Origin of the sequence: Allobosea sp., from assembly GCF_030695125.1 — a bacterium.
Classification (GTDB): domain Bacteria; phylum Pseudomonadota; class Alphaproteobacteria; order Rhizobiales; family Beijerinckiaceae; genus Allobosea.
Window position 1 is genome coordinate 66,447 of record NZ_JAUYTP010000085.1, and the last position, 16,057, is coordinate 82,503.

Below are 16,057 nucleotides of genomic sequence, written 5' to 3' on the forward strand. Positions count from 1 at the left end.
CGCTGCGTCCGGGATGACGGCGCGTTATTGGTATCGCTCAAACCGCCACGACATAGCCATCCCGGCGCGGGTCCGCCGCGCCGGTCATCACGCCGGTGACGGGGTCGACCGACACCGCCTGCATGCCGCCGCAGCGCATCGTCCAGCCCGTGTCGAAGGCGGTGATGGCGTGGCCGCGCCGGCGCAGCTCGGCCAGGGTCTCGGGCGCGATCCGGTTCTCGGCCTCGATCGCCCGCCCGTCCCAGAGCCGCGCGCGCGGCGCCTCGATCGCGTCCTGCAGCGGCAGCCCGAAATCGAGATGCTGCACCATCGCCTGGGTCTGCGTCTGCATGATGCCGTAGGAGCCCGGCGTGCCGAGCGCGAGCACGGGGCGGCCATCCCGCGTCGACAGGCTGGGCGACATGCACATCGGCAGTTCGTCGCCGGGCTTCGAGCGGTTCGGGCTGCCGGTCTGGACGTCCGACCAGTACAGGAAATTGTTGAGGCAGACGCCGGTGCCCGGCACCACGATCCCGCTGCCGAAGGGGCTGCCCAGGCTGTTGGTGATGCACACCAGATTGCCCTCGGAATCCGCCGCCGAAAACGAGGTCGTATGCGCCGGGTCCTCGCCCGGCTGCGGCGTCCATTGCTCCGTCGGGCCCTCCACCGGCGCGCCGTCGGTCAGGCGCTGGCGCAGTGCGGCTAGCGCATCCTCCGTGAAGATCCCGGCGAGGCGATCGGGCGAGGGGTTGTTGGCGGCGATGCGGACACCGGCCGCCAGCCGGATTGCGCGGAAGACGAGGTCGAGATGCTCCGGCCCGTCCTTGGCGAGGGCGCCGAGATCGCTGCCCTCGAGGATCTTCAGGCTGAGCAGGAACTGGAAGGCCTCGCAGGGCGGCGGTGGCACATGGACGGTGAGGCCGCGATAGGAGGCCGCGAAAGGCTCGCGCCAGCGCGGCGCCACCGCCGCGAGATCCTCCATCGTCATCAGCCCGCCGAGCGAACGCAGATGGGCGACGATGCGCTGCCCCAGCGCGCCGCGATAGAGATGATCCGGCCCCTCTGCCGCGATGGCGGCAAATGTTGTCGCGAGATCGGGCTGGCGCAGCACCTGGCCCACCCGGATGGGGCCGCCCTCGGGCAGATAGGTCGCGGCGAAACCGGGATAGAGCTCCGTCCACGCCTCCAGCAGCGGCGCCTGTTCGTTGAACTCGGCGACGCCGAATTCCGAGAGGGCGAAGCCGTCCCCGGCGAGCGCGATCGCTGGGGCGAAAACCTCGGCCAGCGTCTTGCGGCCATGGCGCGAGACGAGTTCGCACCAGCCGGCGAGGTTTCCCGGCATCGCCACGGCATGGGGTCCGCGCTCGAGATCGCTGCGCTGCGTGAAGCGCTCGGCCGGGAAGCTCTTCTGGATCGGCGGCACGAAGTCGAGCACGCTGACGCGGCCCTCCGCCGCCGACCAGAGCGTCGCCGAGCCCATGCCCGACAGGCTCGACATGAAGGGCTCGACCACGGAGAGCGCCGCTGCCGTCGCGGCGATGGCGTCGAACGCGTTGCCGCCCTGGATCAGCAGCCGCGCGCCCGCCTGGGCCGCGAGCGGATGGGCCGCGGCGACGATGCCGTGGCGGGACTGGATCGTCGGGCGGCGGCCATCCATCGTCGGTCTCCTCGCAGCGGCTCTTGAGTGGCCGGCGCGCGATCAGAGCATGACGGGGGCGGGGCGCGACAGAGCCCCGGGCCTGCGCTGCGCGGGCCGGGGCCGGCGCGGCGCGCATGGCGACGATGCGGGGCTCAGTTCAGCACGAGCCGCGGCAGCCAGAGCACGACCTCGGGGATGAAGGTGATGATCGCCAGCACGCCGAATCCGACACCGAGGAAGGGCAGCACCTCCCGCACGACCCGCTCGATCTTCACCTGGGCGAAGTTGCCGCAGATGTAGAGGAGAATGCCGACCGGTGGCGTCAGCAGGCCGAGCATTAGGTTGAAGACGATGACCAGCCCGAAATGCACCAGATCGATGCCGACCGCCTCGACGATCGGGATCAGCACCGGGATCAGGATGATCATGGCCGCGATCGCTTCCATGAAGCAGCCGACGATCAGCAGCAGCACGTTGATGAGGATCAGGATGACCCAGGGGTTGTCCGAGAAGGCGCCGATCCACGCGGCGATCTCGCGCGGCAGGCCGCTCACCGCCATCAGCCAGCCGAAGCCGGCGGCAAAGGCGATGATGATCATGACCACGGCGGAATCGAGCCCGCTCTGGACGCAGATGCTCCAGAGCTGCCGCCAGGACAGTTCGCGATGGATCACCATGGCGACGAAGAGCGCATAGAGCACGGCCACGGCGGCGCTCTCGGTGACGGTGACGACGCCGCCGGTGACGCCGAACAGGATGACGAAGGGCATCATCAGCGCCCAGATCGCGCCCCGGCCGGAGCGCAGCACCTCGCGCATCGGTACGGCCTCGTTGACCGGGTATTTCCGGGCCCGCGAGATCAGGTAGACCACCATGGCCAGCCCGCCGCCGAGCAGAAGGCCGGGGATGACGCCGCCGAGAAAAAGGGCGGCGACCGAGACGCCCTTGCCGACCGACAGGGCATAGATCACCAGCGGGATCGAGGGCGGGATGATCGGGCCCATCACCGAGGCGGAGGCCGTGATCGAGGCGGCGAAGCCGGGGTCGTAGCCCGAGCGCTTCATGCCGGGGATCAGCACCTTGCCCAGTGCGGTCGCATCGGCCACCGCTGATCCGGAGACGCCGGAGAAGACCATGCAGGACATCACGGTGGTGAGGCCGAGCCCGCCGGAGAAGCGGCCGACGCAGGCATTGGCGAAGCTGATGATGCGGGCGGTGATGCCGCCGACATTCATGATGTTGCCGGCCAGGATGAAGAACGGGATCGCCAGCAGCGAATAGGAATCGGCACCGATCAGCGCCCGCTGCACGAAGACCGAGAAGGGCAGCGTCGGGTGGTTGGCGATCGTCATGACGGCGGCGAGCGCCATCGCGAAGGCGATCGGCAGGCCCAGCACCATCATCACGCCGAAGGAGAGCATCAGCACGCCGGCCATCGGGGTCGTCTCCTAGAGATGAACGTCGCCGAGCGGATCGCGCCTGGCCGGATCGAACAGCTTCTCGATCCAGAACACGATCATCAGCGCGGCGCAGAACGGCGCGGCGAAGTAGAAGGAGGCGGGGCTGATCTCCAGCGCTCCGAAGGTCTGGCCAAGCGTGCCGATGGAGATCTGCAGCCCGAACCAGAGCATCAGCACGGCCAGCAGCAGGATGAGCCCCTGGTTGAGCCAGTGCACCAGCGTCTGCAGCCGCTGCGGCAGCATCAGCACGAACATGTCGATCGCGATGTGCAGCATGTTGCGGTAGAGCACCGCCGCGCCGGCGAAGACCGACCAGACGAACAGGATCCGGCAGACCTGCTCGGTCCAGGACAGCGGGCGCTCGAGCCCGTAGCGATACCAGACCGCCGCGATCGTGATCAGCACGATCGCCGCGATCGACACGCCGATGATGGCGCGGGCGGTCCATTCGCAAAGGTCGCAGAGCCTGCGCCATAGCGCAGGCAGGCCGGTCAGGGGCTGCATGGCAATCCTGTCACGCGAAGGAAAGTTGCCGGGCCCGCGGTGGGCCCGGCAGCGATGGCGATCCGATGATCAGGCGATCGTCTTGATCCGGTCGACCCACTTCTTCACATGGGCGAACTCGGTCTCCATGCCTTCGAGCGTCTTGCGGAAGGCGTCCTTGTCGACCTCGTTGATCGCGATGTTCTTGGCCTTGACCAGGGCCAGGATGCGGTCGTCGTCGGCGATCACCTTCGGACGCAGCGAGTCCTCCATGTCGCGGGCGGCCTGGATGAGGGCCTTGCGCTGGTCCTCGTTGACCGCGCGGAAGCTCGCTTCCGAGATCACGATCATGTTGTCCTGCATCATGTGCTCGGTCAGGGCGAGGTTCTTGTTCACGTCGAAGATGCCGCCGTTGAAGGTCAGCGCCATCGGGTTCTCCTGGCCCTCGATCACCCCCGACTTGAGGGCCTGGAACACCTCCGGCCAGGGAAGCGGCGTGGGCGAGGCGCCGAAGCGCTCGAAGGTCCGGCGCCACATCGTGGTCTCCGGCACGCGGATCTTGAAGCCCTTGAGATCGGCCGGCGTCTTGACGACACGGCTGGAGGAGAGCTGGCGCGGCATGCGCGGGATGGCGCCGAGCGGACGCAGCTTGGCCTGAGCCGCGACGTCGTCGCCATATTCGGCCATGATCGCGGTCATGACCTTGTCCTTGTGGGCGACGTTCTTGAACAGATAGGGATAGGTGAAGACCTCGGCCGGCTTGTACCAGCCGGCGAGCAGGGCCGCGCCCGGCGTCGCGACATGGATCGAGCCCTGCAGCAGCCCCTCGACATTCTCGCGCTCGCCACCGAGTGCTCCGGCATGGTGGGAGGCGATGTCGATCTGGCCCTTGGTCAGCTCCTTCACGCGCGCGGCGAAGACGTCGAGGCTCTGGGAGATGAAGTCGGTCTGCGGCGTCGCCGAGGCTCCGATCCATTTCAGTTGCTGGGCCCTCAGAATACCGGGGATGGCGATGAGGCCGGCGCCGAGCGCGGCTCCTGCCAGGACGGTCCGGCGGGTCGGCTGGTCTGTTCTGCTCTTGGTCATGATGTCCTCCCTGGACGTTGGGCCGGCCCGTTATCTCGGGCTCTCGCCGGTCTGCACTGCTAGGCCGGGGCGACGTCAGCCCCGGAAGAGATCCTCCATCTCGCGGCGAACCTTGACCGCGGCATCGTCGGCGTCGAAGGCGACGTCCGACCACTTCAGCCGCTGGCCCAGCGCGATATCATGCTTGAGCTTGACGCGATGGGCGAGGCCCAGCGGCAGATAGCCTTCCGCCAGCGAGGTCTTGGCCGGCGTCTGCTTGCCCCATACGCAGAAGCCGCCCTCGCCATCCAGCATTTCGCCGGCCTTGAGGTCGCGCTTGGCGGTGGCGACGACGTCGGAATTGAAGCAGATCGGCGCGCCCGTCGGCTCATGACGCAGCGCGGCGGAGGCGACCGAGATGCCGAGTTCCAGCCCGATCATGTGGATCGGCCGGTAGAGGCACGAGTAGCGACCGCTCTTGTCGGGCAGCATCGAATACTCGCGGAAGCACTCCTCGCTATAGGCGCTGTCGGATTCGAAGACGACATAGGTGCCCATGACCAGGCTGTGGGGCACGTCGGTGCCGTCGCGATAGACCGAGGAGGTCACCTCGGTGACGCCGGCCCGCTCCAGCACGCCGCCATCGGCCTTGGGCTTGCAGATCTCGGCATGCTCGAACCGCGTCGCCGGCGGGAAGGACAGGCCTTCCGTCTGCGATTCCAGCCCCGTCGCGTTGCAGACCGCGGTCATCTCGATGCCCGACTTGGTGCCGTCGACGAAGGAGTTGAACATCTTCGGATTGATCGAGTTGCGATCCTTGATCTTCATGTACTTGTCGAGGATGTCCCAGACCGTGTCGGGCGTCGACTGGTGGTAGGTCGGGTGGTAGCGCGTGCCCTTGCCGGCGCTGACGACCCGGAAGCCCGAGGCGCGGGCCCAGTCGACATGGTCGGCGATCAGGGCCGGCTGGTCGCCCCAGGCCAGCGAATAGACCACGCCGGCCTCGCGCGCCTTGCGCGCCAGCAGCGGCCCGGCGCAGGCGTCGGCCTCGACATTGACCATGACGATGTGCTTGCCATTGGCGATGGCGCGCATCGCGAAGCGGATGCCGGCACCCGGATCGCCCGTCGCCTCGATGATGACCTCGACGCCGGGATGGTCGATCAGCGCGTCCCCGTCCTCGGTGACGAGCGTCGCACCGTTCTTCAGCGCATCGTCGATCGAGGTGGCCGCGTATTGTTCCTCCGGCCAGCAGGCGAGTTTCAGCTGCGAGCGGGCGCGGGCGGTGTTGAGGTCGGCGACGCCGACGATGTGCATCCCGTCCGTGCTGCGGGCCTGGGAGAGGAACATGGTGCCGAACTTGCCGGCGCCGATGATGGCGACGGTGACCGGCTTGCCGGCGGCCTTCCGTTCGAGAAGCAGTCTATGCAGGTTCATGCGCCGGTTCTTTCCTCGTCAGGCCGACCGCGGAGATCGGACGTCTCGTCATTCGAGGAGGCATCGCATGGAGAAGGGGTGGCGAACGCGGGCTGCGCGTCACCTGGCGCCGGTTGCCGGCGCGTCATTCCTCCCTGCGGGCCGCAGCTTCGTTTGATGAGCTGCATTCCTCATGTCATAGGCGTAACATGGGGTTCGTTCACTGGAAAAACGAATAAGTTTGGCATGATCGACGAATAGGATTCACCGATGATCGGAGGCATGCCACCGCTGCAATGGCTGCAGACCTTCCGGGCCGTGATGGAGGCCGGAAGCTTCGCCGGCGCGGCCAAGCTGATGAACCTGACGCCATCCGCGATCAGCCATCAGATGCGCGCGCTGGAGGGCATGCTGGGGCGGCCCCTGTTCCTGCGGGTGCGGCGCAGTGTCGTCCCGACCGAGGAGGCGCTGACCTACTCCGCCTCAATCGGCGAAAGCTTCGCGCGGCTGATGACGGCGACCGTCCGGGTCGCGTCGGGGGCGGGCGTGCGGCGCCTGCCGATCCATGCCTCGCCGAGTTTCGCCACCCTCTGGCTGATGCCGCGGCTCGGCCAGTTCCTGCGCGAGCATCCCAGCATCGACGTCGCGCTCTTCGCCAGCCATGAGCCGGCCCGCCTCGGGCAGGACGGCATCCTCATCGACATCCAGTATGCGCGGCCGGTGCCGGAGGATTGCGAGGCGGTGGCGCTGGGCGAGGAGCTGATCGTCCCGCTCGCCAGCCCCGCTTTCGTGGCCGCGCATGGGCTGGAGGCGCCCGGCGACATCGCCCGCGTGCCGCTGATCCAGTCGCTGCGCTGCGTCGTGCCCTGGGACCAATGGGCGGCGCGTTATGCGCCTTTCGTGCCGCTGAGCCCGCGCGGGCTGCAGTTCGACCGGGCCCATCTCGCGCTGGCTGCGGCCATGGACGGGCTCGGCCTCGCGCTCGAATCGACGCTGCAGGCGCGCGATCTGCTCGCCGCCGGCAAGCTCGTGATGCCCTTCGGGCCGCGCGGCATCGGCGTCGTCGCCCATCGCCTGATCTATCGCCGGGAGGAGCGTGCCAATCCCGAGATCCAGGCCTTCGTGGAATGGCTGATGCGCGAGATCACCGAGAAACCCGACCCCGAGGAGCGGGGCGAGCCCTGAGCGCGACGGTCGGGTCCATTGAGCCGGCGTGGCTCGGCGGTCAGGGCTGGACGGTGGTTTCGGCTTCGCGCTTGCGGGCCCAGCGTTGCAGGATCGGCCGGTAGCGCAGGAAGCGGACATAGAGCCATTCCAGCGCCGCGCCGACGACGCGGTTGCGTGCGACCAATCCGAGCGGGCGCAGCAAGGGGATGGCGCGCCACATCGCGGCGAAGGCGGCCGCACCCGACAACAGCGTCCCGTTCTCTTCCGCATGAAAGCGCGCCAGCAAGGCACCGCGGTCGATCGGGCAGGCCGTATCCTCGGAGGTCACGTCGAGGAAGGTGATCGCGCCCTTGCGGTCGAGCCGCTTCATCGCCGCGATCTCGCGGCGGCACAGCGGGCAGTCGCCATCATACCAAACGGTTGGACCGGTCATAGACGCAGAGATGGGCCCTGTGCGGCGGCGCGGCAAGCGGGCCCGGCGCCGCAGGCGTCGATGTCGCAGGGGTGGAAAACAAGTCGTCCCGGCGCGGGGGCGCCGGGACGATGAGGGGGGCGGCACGCGCCCCCGAACAGAGCCGCCTCAGTTCAGGTCGAAGCGGCCGGCATTCATGACCTTGACCCACGCCGCCACGAAATCGGCGACGAACTTCGCCTTGGCGTCGTCCTGGGCATAGACCTCGGCATAGGCGCGCAGCACCGAGTTCGAGCCGAAGACGAGGTCGACCCGGGTCGCGGTCCACTTCACCGTGCCGCTCTGGCGCTCGACGATGTGGTAGAGGTTCTTGCCGACGGGCTCCCAGCGATAGGCCATGTCGGTGAGCGCGACGAAGAAGTCCGTCGTCAGCGCGCCGACATTGTCGGTGAACACGCCATGCGCCGTGCCGTTATGGTTGGCGCCCAGCACGCGCAGGCCGCCGACCAGTGCCGTCATCTCCTGCGCCGTCAGGCCCAAAAGCTGGGCGCGGTCGAGCAGGAGTTCTTCGGGGCTGACCGTGTAGTCCTTCTTCAGCCAGTTCCGGAAGCCGTCGGCGACAGGCTCCATCACGGCGAAGGAGTCAGCGTCGGTCTGCTCGGGCGTGGCGTCGCCACGGCCGGCCGCGAAGGGAACGCTGATCTCGACGCCAGCCGCCTTGGCGGCCTGTTCGACGCCATAGGACCCGGCGAGCACGATCACGTCGGCGATGCTCGCGCCGGTCTGCGCCGCGATGCCTTCCAGAACGCTGAGTACGCGGGCCAGTCTCGCCGGCTCGTTGCCCTCCCAGTCCTTCTGCGGCGCGAGGCGGATGCGCGCGCCATCGGCACCGCCACGCAGGTCGGAGCCGCGGAAGGTCCGCGCGCTGTCCCAGGCGGTCGAGACCATCTCGGCGATGGAGAGGCCGGACGCCGCAATCTTCGCCTTGACGGCGGCGACGTCGTAGTCGCGCCGGCCGGTGGGGATCGGATCCTGCCAGATCAGGTCCTCAGCCGGCACCTCGGGGCCGAAATAGCGGATCTTCGGGCCCATATCGCGATGGGTCAGCTTGAACCAGGCGCGGGCGAAGGTATCCGAGAAATAGGCGTGGTCGCGGCTGAAGCGCTCGCAGATCTCGCGATAGACCGGGTCCATCTTCATCGCCATGTCGGCATCGGTCATGATCGGCATGACGCGGATCGAGGGATCCTCGACGTCGACAGGCATGTCCTCCTCGCGGATGTCGATCGGCATCCACTGGAAGGCGCCGGCGGGCGACTTCTTGAGCTCCCACTCATAGCCGAAGAGCAGGTCGAAATAGCCGTTGTCCCAGGTGGTCGGATGGGTCGTCCAGGCGCCCTCCAGGCCCGACGTGACGGTATCGCGGCCGATCGAGCGGGTGCTGTGGTTCATCCAGCCCATGCCCTGCTCGGCGATCTCTGCGCCCTCGGGCGCCGGGCCCAGCCGCGCTGCATCGCCATTGCCGTGGGTCTTGCCGACGGTGTGGCCCCCGGCGGTCAGGGCGGCGGTTTCCTCGTCGTTCATCGCCATGCGGGCGAAGGTCTCGCGGACATGGGCCGCCGTCCGCAGCGGGTCGGGCACGCCGTTCACGCCCTGCGGGTTGACGTAGATCAGGCCCATCTGCACGGCGGCGAGCGGGTTCTCCATCGTCGACGCGTCCATCAGGTCGCCGTAGCGGCTGTCGGACGGCGCCAGCCACTCCTTCTCGGCGCCCCAGTAGATGTCCTTCTCCGGGTGCCAGATGTCCTCGCGCCCGAAGCCGAAACCGAAGGTCTTCAAGCCCATCGATTCATAGGCGACGTTGCCGGCCAGGATCAGCAGGTCTGCCCAGCTGACCTGGTTGCCGTATTTCTTCTTGATCGGCCACAGCAGGCGGCGCGCCTTGTCGAGATTGGCGTTGTCCGGCCAGGAGTTCAGCGGCGAGAAGCGCTGGTTGCCGGTGCCGCCGCCGCCGCGGCCGTCGGCGAGGCGATAGGAGCCCGCTGCATGCCAGGCCATGCGGATGAAGAGGCCGCCATAATGGCCCCAATCGGCCGGCCACCAGGGCTGGCTGTCGGTCATCAGGGCGGTCAGGTCGCTCTTCAGCGCCGCGACGTCGAGCGTCTTCAGCGCCTCGCGATAGTCGAAACCCTTCAGCGGGTTGGTCTTGCTGTCGTGCTGGTGCAGGATGTCGAGGTTGAGCGCGTTCGGCCACCAGTTCATGGCCATGCCATCGGTCTTCGTCACCGCGCCATGCATCACCGGGCACAGGCCCTTGGGTGTCACGTTGGAGCCATCCATCACTTTTTCCCCGCGCTGTTGATCATGTCGGCTGATGCGGTCGGGGGCTTCACGCCGCTCGGATCGCTCAGATCGACCGCGTCGTAGCACGGGAAGGCGATAAAAATAATTTTGAATTTATAATCATTCTGATAAGCTGAGCCTATGATTGGCATCTCGATCAAGCATCTGCGCTATTTCGATGCGCTGGCGCGCCAGGGGCATTTCGGCCGGGCCGCCGAGTTCTGCTCGATCTCCCAGCCGGCCTTGTCGCTCCAGATCAAGGAGCTCGAGGAGATCCTCGGCGCCAAGCTGGTCGAGCGCAGCTCCAAGCAGATCCGGTTGACCACGCTGGGGGAGGCGTTCGCCCTGCGTGGGCGCGATATCCTGCAGGCGGTGGAGGAGTTGACCGATCTCGCCCGGGCCTCGCGCGGTCCCCTGGCCGGGCGCCTGCGCATCGGGGTCATCCCCACCGTCGCGCCCTATCTGCTGCCCCGGCTGATCAAGGAGCTGGTCGCGGGGTATCCCGGCATCGAGCTGCATCCGCGCGAGGCGCTGACCCGGATCCTGCTGGAGGATCTTGTCGGCGGGCGGCTGGACGCCGCTATCGTCGCCTTGCCCGTCTCGGAGCCCTCGCTGGCCGCCTTCACGCTGTTCGAGGAGGAGTTCGTGCTGGTCCGCCCGCGCGAGGACGCCGCCAAGCCGGTGCCGAGCCCGAGCATGCTGCGCGAGATGCGGCTTTTGCTGCTGGAGGAGGGGCACTGCTTTCGCGAGCAGGCCCTCGAGGTCTGCCATATGACGCCGCTGGCGCCGCGCGCCCTGATGGAGGGCAGCTCGCTGTCGACGCTCGTGCAGATGGTCGGCGCCGGGATTGGTGTGACGCTGATCCCCGAGATGGCGATTCCGGTCGAGATTCGCGGCGCGAGCGTCTGCATCGCAAGGCTCGATGCGCCGCGGCCGACGCGCCAGATCGGCATGGTCTGGCGCAAGACCAATCCGCTGGCCGGGCAACTGCTCGAGATCGCCGAGATGGTCCGCCGCGTCGGCCATCTGGCCCTGGAGGATGCGACCGGCGCCTTCGGCGCCGCCTCGATCGCGGCATAAAGCCACCGCGGGACGGCCGGGGCGGGCCCGCGACGTCAGATGTCAGACGAAGCGGCTCAGGACGAAGCCGGCGATGCCGATATGGGCCAGCGTGACCACGACCGACGCGCCATGCAAAACCTTGAAGCGGCTCTTGTCGCCCGTATCGGTCGCGGCGTTGATCGCCGGCATCAGCAGCTGGCGCGTCGGGATGGTCGAGACGGCGATGGCGAGAAGCCAGGCCGCCGAGACGCCGTCCCGGGGCGCGATCAACGCGGCCGCCGCTGCCGCAGTGGCCATCACGAACAGGTAGAAATGCGGGAAGGCGCGGCGCAGCACCCGCCCGGCCTCGCCTGCCGACAGCGTCGAGAACAGGATCGCGGCGAATCCGAACGAGAACAGGACCATGCCGCCAAACAGCAGCGCGACGGTCAGGAGGGCGGCGGTCTGCATCATCGAACCCTGTGCGTAAGAGAAAGAGGCGCCCCGGCCCGGCCGCGTAGGGCCACTGCAGACAGCGACATCACAGGCACCGCACGCGCTCCAGGATCTGCGGGATCTGCTGCTTGACCTTGAAGAAGCCTGCGCTCGCATGCGGCCAGATCAGTCTGTCCCAATCGCGCTGGAATTCGCGCAGCGTAATGCCGCGGGCGGCCAGCAGTGGCGCGGCTTGCGCCAGCCAATCATGCAGCGGGCCCTGCGTGACATAAGGCGTCGCGATCTGGCTCACGCCCGCCCGCTCGGCCCAGGCGACCAGATTGTCGGGCGCGTCGGCCTGCAAGGCGTGCGCAGCGAGCCCGGCGCGCGCGGCGGCATCTGCAAGCGCGGCTGCCTCGAACCGGATGACCGCATCCGACACCGGCAAGGGCGAGCGCAGGGGGCTCGCGGCGAGCGTGGCGCAGGCGCGGATGTCGAGGCCGGCGAGATCGAAATCCTCGAGCCGGCAATCCTCGTCGGTGAAGAGCAGCGCTGTGGGCCGGCCGTGCTCCGGCGCCACGACGCTGCGCAGGCTCTGTGCCGGCGGCAGGCCGTCGGGCTCCTGCGCTTCGAGGCCGTGCGTGACCTCGGCCAGATCGCTCTCGCGCGGCGTGAAGCGCTGGCCGGTGAACGTGGCGATGTTCCAGGCCTGCGCCGGGTAGGGCTTGCCACGCGTATGCAGCCCCGCCACCCAGCGCCAGCCCAGCGTGTTCGAGGCGGCGTCGCCGTCGAGCAGGTGCCGGTAGAAGAAATCCGCACCCAGCCGCCAGGGCAGCCCCAGCGTGAAGATCCAGATCGAGGCGAACCACATCCGGGCGTGGTTGTGGAGATAGCCGGTCTCGGTCAGCTCCTGCGCCCAGGCATCGAAACAGGCCAGGCCCGTGCGCCCTTCTTGCGCGTCCGAGACCCGGCGGCGCAGACGGCGGTCGCCCTCGAGCGCGGCGAGATCGGCGGAAAGGCCCGCGACATAGGCAGTCCAGACGGACGGGCGCCGCTCCAGCCAGCCCTTGAAATAGCCGCGCCAGAATACCTCCTCGATAAATTTCTCGGCGTCCTCCGGCCCATGCGCGGCGATGGCGGCGCCGACCAGCTCGGCCTCGGTGACGAGCCGGCGCCGAACGAAGGGGGACAGTTGCGAAACGGCATCGTGGCGACCGGGTCCATGGTCGAAATTGCGGCCATTGGCATAGCGCCGCCCCATCCGGGGGACGAAGTCTTCGAGCAGCTTCAGGCCCGTCTCGCGGGTCGCCATCGGTATCGATGTCATGGGGGACTACATCCGGGGTGACGCGGCATCTACGCCGGTAACGCCCCCGATCGCCACGTTATGCCGCTGTGACCGTTCGTCACCCTGTGCGGACCAAAGGATTCGTCGCGTCGCGCCCGCCGCCCTCGATGCACCGGGCCCGTGTCGATCATCGCCCGGCGTCGAGGATGATCTTGGCGGCGCTGACGCGGCCGGAATCGATATCCGCGAAGGCGCCGGCGCCGTCCCCAAGCGCGCGTTGCTCGATCCAGCCGAGCGCGCCGAGACGGCCGCTTGCGAGCGCATCGACGCTCTGGCCGAAATCGACGGGCGTGTAGCAATAGACTCCAGCCAGCGTGATTTCCTGGAGGGTGATCTTGCGGATGTCGAGGCCGCCTTCGCCAGGGATCAGGCCGACATGGACGATCACGCCGCCGGGGCGCACCATGCGGCAGGCGGCCGCGCGCGTCGCATCGGCGCCGACGGCATCGATGACGAGGTCGATCGCATTGGCGTCAGGCTCGTCGAGGCCGGGCGTGTAGGTGGAAAATCCCTCCGCGGCGAGGGTGGCGATGCGCAGCGGGTTGGTGTCGCCGATCCGGATGTCGCGGGCGCCGAACAGCCGCGCGACCAGTCCGGCGGCCAGCCCGATCGCGCCGCCGCCGAGCACCACGACGCGGCAGGCCGCCAGCGGCTGGTGCAGGCGCTGCAGGCCGGTCCGCACCGCATGCCAGGAGACGGCGACGGGCTCGGCCAGCGCCGCATGGGCGATCGGCATGGCGTCGGGAATCGGCGTCAGGTTGCGCTGGGGAATTCGAACCAGCTCCGCGAAGGCGCCGGGCCGTGGCGGCATCGAGATGATCTGCCGCGTCGGCGAGAGATGCCAGCGCCCCTCGATGGCATAGGGGCAGGCCGGGTCGACCACGAGCGGGTTGATGGTGACGCGCTCGCCGGCACGCGGCCCCGTCGCGATGCGCCCCGCCGCCTCGTGGCCGAGGATCAGCGGCGGCGGGCGGCGCGCATCGAAGCCGTGATAGGCATGCATGTCCGAGCCGCAGATGCCGACCGCCTCGACGCGGACCAGCACCTCGTCGGCCTCCGGCATGGGATCCGGCTCATCATGGAAGACGAGGCTGTTGGGACCGGTATAGACCAGCGCCTTCATGCGGCGACCCTCCTCATTTGGCGGTGAAGCCGCCATCGACGGCCAGGGTCTGGCCGGTGACATAGACTGAGGCCGGCGAGGCCAGAAAGACCGTGGCGCCGGCGAGATCGTCGAGCTCGCCATTGCGGCCGATGGCGGTCTGCGCCGCGTTTTTGGCGGCGCGCGCGGGATCGGCGAAGACGGGGGCCGTCAGCGGCGTCGGGAAGAAGCCCGGCGCGATCGCGTTGCAGGTAACGCCATGGCGCGACCATTCCTCGGCGATGGCCCGCGTCAGCTGGACGACGCCGCCCTTCGCCGCGCCGTAGGGCGCGCAGTCGGGGAAGGCGCGGTAGCTCTGCAGCGAGGCGATGTTGACGATCCGCCCATAGCCGCGCTGCGCCATCCCCGGCGCAAAGGCCTGCGTCAGCAGGAAGGGCGCTCGCAGATGCACCGCCATGTGGAGGTCGAAGCCCTCGGCCGAAACCTGCATGAAGGGCTGGCGCAGATTGAGCCCCGCGACATTGACGAGGATGTCGATGGTCCGCCCCAGCCGCTCGCAGGCCGCCGCCAGGGTGGCGCCGGCCTCCGGCGAGGCGAGGTCGGCCGCGATGATGTCGGCCGCGATGCCGTCCGCCCGCAGGCCTTCGGCCGCCTCGCGCAGCGCCTCCTCCCGCCTTGCGACGATGACGAGATGCGCGCCCGCCAGCCCCAGCGCGCGGGCCATGGCGAGCCCGATGCCGCTGTTGCCGCCGGTGACCAGGGCCGTCTTGCCGGTCAGGTCGAAGAGAGAGGTCAGCCTGAACATCTCTCAGACCTCGACCGGCGTGCCGAGGTCGACATTCGAGCCCGGCGCATATTTGGCCATCCGCGCATCGCTGGTGCGGGCATGGGCCTCCATGCCCTCCAGCCGCGAGATCCGGGCCGAGACGGGGGCGATGCGCTGGCAGGCGGCGCGGTCCATGCGCTGCCAGGTCAGGGGCTTCAGGAATTTGTGGACCGACAGACCCGCCGAATAGCGGGCGGCGAACTTGGTCGGGAGGATGTGGTTGGGGCCCGAGACCTTGTCGCCGAAGGCGACATTGGTCTCCTCGCCGAGGAAGAGCGAGCCGTAATTGCTGAGATGGGCATGCCACCAGTCGAGATCGCCGCAATGCACCTCCAGATGCTCGCAGGCGTAAGCGTCGGAGACCGCGACCATCTCCTCGCGCGTGTCGCAGAGGACGATCTCGCCATAGTCGCGCCAGGCGGCGCCGGCGGCATCGCGCGCGGTGGGTGGCAGGGTCGCGATCAGCTCCGGCATCAGCCTGGCGACCTCGTCGGCGATGCGGCGCGAGGAGGTGATCAGCCAGGCCGGGCTCTCATGGCCGTGCTCGGCCTGGCCGACGAGATCGGTCGCGACGATCAGCGGATCGGCGCTGTCGTCGGCGATCACGGCGACCTCGGAGGGGCCGGCGAAGACGTCGATGCCGACCTTGCCGAACAGCATGCGCTTGGCCTCGGCGACGAATTTGTTGCCGGGCCCGACGATGATGTCGGCCGGCTTGCCGGTGAACAGGCCGAAGGTCATGGCCGCGACGGCCTGGACGCCGCCGAGGCACATGATGATGTCCGCGCCGGCCACCGTCAGCGCATAGAGCACATGGGGGTGGATGCCCTGGCCGCGGAACGGAGCGGAACAGGCGACGACGGTCTTGACGCCGGCGGCCTTGGCGGTGGCGACGGACATATAGGCCGAGGCGATATGGGCGTAGCGGCCGGTCGGCACATAGCAGCCGGCCGTGTTCACCGGCACGAGCTTCTGCCCGAGATGCAGGCCGGGCGAAATCTCCAGCGAAAAATCCTGACAGGAGGCGCGCTGCGCCTCGGCGAAGCGGCGCACCTGACCTGCGGCGAAGCTGATATCGTCCCTGACGCCCTGCGGCATGTCGCGGATGCGCTCCGCGATGGCGGCCTGGTCGAGGACGATCGGCCCGTCCCATTTGTCGAGCTTGAGGGCGTAGTCCTTCACCGCCTGCTCGCCCCCGGCCTCGATCGCGGCGAGCATCTCGGTGACCACCGCGCGTGCGGTGTCGGTTTCCGTCTCCGGCGTCTTGGTCGCGGTCTTGAGATGGGTGATGGCCATGGCTTGAGGTCCGCTTCGGAGCGCAGGGGGTGGTGGCGGTGACGC

General features: G+C 68.5%; 14 protein-coding genes. 2 read left to right on the plus strand and 12 right to left on the minus strand.

The features are described from left to right. Window positions 1-37: 37 nt before the first annotated feature. From Q8S38_RS24500 to Q8S38_RS24520, 5 genes are all read right to left on the minus strand, one after another. Complete coding sequence (locus Q8S38_RS24500) at window positions 38-1,636, minus strand: gamma-glutamyltransferase family protein (RefSeq protein ID WP_305682929.1); 1,599 nt, start codon at window positions 1,634-1,636, stop codon at window positions 38-40. Window positions 1,637-1,770: 134 nt separating this feature from the next. Beyond that, window positions 1,771-3,054 (minus strand): TRAP transporter large permease, encoded by a 1,284-nt coding sequence (locus Q8S38_RS24505; RefSeq protein ID WP_305682930.1) that lies wholly within the window; start codon window positions 3,052-3,054, stop codon window positions 1,771-1,773. Between the two features lie 12 nt (window positions 3,055-3,066). Next, the gene (locus Q8S38_RS24510) at window positions 3,067-3,582 is read right to left on the minus strand and encodes a TRAP transporter small permease (protein WP_305682931.1); all 516 of its coding nucleotides are present in this window, start codon (window positions 3,580-3,582) and stop codon (window positions 3,067-3,069) included. Between the two features lie 69 nt (window positions 3,583-3,651). After that, window positions 3,652-4,647, minus strand: a complete 996-nt coding sequence (locus Q8S38_RS24515) for a TRAP transporter substrate-binding protein (RefSeq protein ID WP_305682932.1) — start codon at window positions 4,645-4,647, stop codon at window positions 3,652-3,654. 75 nt (window positions 4,648-4,722) lie between these two features. Continuing rightward, a complete protein-coding gene (locus Q8S38_RS24520; RefSeq protein ID WP_305682933.1) occupies window positions 4,723-6,063 on the minus strand; it encodes an NAD(P)H-dependent oxidoreductase in 1,341 nt (446 codons plus the stop codon). Between the two features lie 249 nt (window positions 6,064-6,312). Here Q8S38_RS24520 and Q8S38_RS24525 point away from each other — a divergent pair, with 249 nt between their 5' ends. Next, entirely contained in the window at window positions 6,313-7,227 is a 915-nt protein-coding gene (locus Q8S38_RS24525) for a LysR substrate-binding domain-containing protein (RefSeq protein WP_305682934.1), read from the plus strand. Window positions 7,228-7,267: 40 nt separating this feature from the next. On the opposite strand, the gene Q8S38_RS24530 is transcribed toward Q8S38_RS24525, so the two are convergent. Then, on the minus strand, window positions 7,268-7,642 hold the full coding sequence (locus Q8S38_RS24530) for a thiol-disulfide oxidoreductase DCC family protein (RefSeq protein WP_305682935.1): 375 nt from the start codon (window positions 7,640-7,642) through the stop codon (window positions 7,268-7,270). A 147-nt stretch (window positions 7,643-7,789) separates the two neighbouring features. After that, a complete protein-coding gene (katG, locus tag Q8S38_RS24535; protein WP_305682936.1) occupies window positions 7,790-9,961 on the minus strand; it encodes a catalase/peroxidase HPI in 2,172 nt (723 codons plus the stop codon). Window positions 9,962-10,105: 144 nt separating this feature from the next. On the opposite strand from katG, the gene Q8S38_RS24540 reads away from it, so the two are divergent. After that, a complete protein-coding gene (locus Q8S38_RS24540; protein ID WP_305682937.1) occupies window positions 10,106-11,044 on the plus strand; it encodes a hydrogen peroxide-inducible genes activator in 939 nt (312 codons plus the stop codon). A gap of 42 nt (window positions 11,045-11,086) precedes the next feature. On the opposite strand, the gene Q8S38_RS24545 is transcribed toward Q8S38_RS24540, so the two are convergent. From Q8S38_RS24545 to hpsN, 5 genes are all read right to left on the minus strand, one after another. After that, on the minus strand, window positions 11,087-11,479 hold the full coding sequence (locus tag Q8S38_RS24545; protein ID WP_305682938.1) for a DUF4149 domain-containing protein: 393 nt from the start codon (window positions 11,477-11,479) through the stop codon (window positions 11,087-11,089). Between the two features lie 67 nt (window positions 11,480-11,546). Next, entirely contained in the window at window positions 11,547-12,767 is a 1,221-nt protein-coding gene (locus tag Q8S38_RS24550; protein ID WP_305682939.1) for an FAD-binding domain-containing protein, read from the minus strand. 148 nt (window positions 12,768-12,915) lie between these two features. Then, entirely contained in the window at window positions 12,916-13,911 is a 996-nt protein-coding gene (locus Q8S38_RS24555; RefSeq protein WP_305682940.1) for a zinc-dependent alcohol dehydrogenase, read from the minus strand. A gap of 13 nt (window positions 13,912-13,924) precedes the next feature. After that, the gene (locus tag Q8S38_RS24560) at window positions 13,925-14,695 is read right to left on the minus strand and encodes an SDR family NAD(P)-dependent oxidoreductase (RefSeq protein WP_305682941.1); all 771 of its coding nucleotides are present in this window, start codon (window positions 14,693-14,695) and stop codon (window positions 13,925-13,927) included. 3 nt (window positions 14,696-14,698) lie between these two features. Continuing rightward, on the minus strand, window positions 14,699-16,012 hold the full coding sequence (gene hpsN / locus Q8S38_RS24565) for a sulfopropanediol 3-dehydrogenase (protein WP_305682942.1): 1,314 nt from the start codon (window positions 16,010-16,012) through the stop codon (window positions 14,699-14,701). Between the last annotated feature and the right edge of the window lie 45 nt (window positions 16,013-16,057).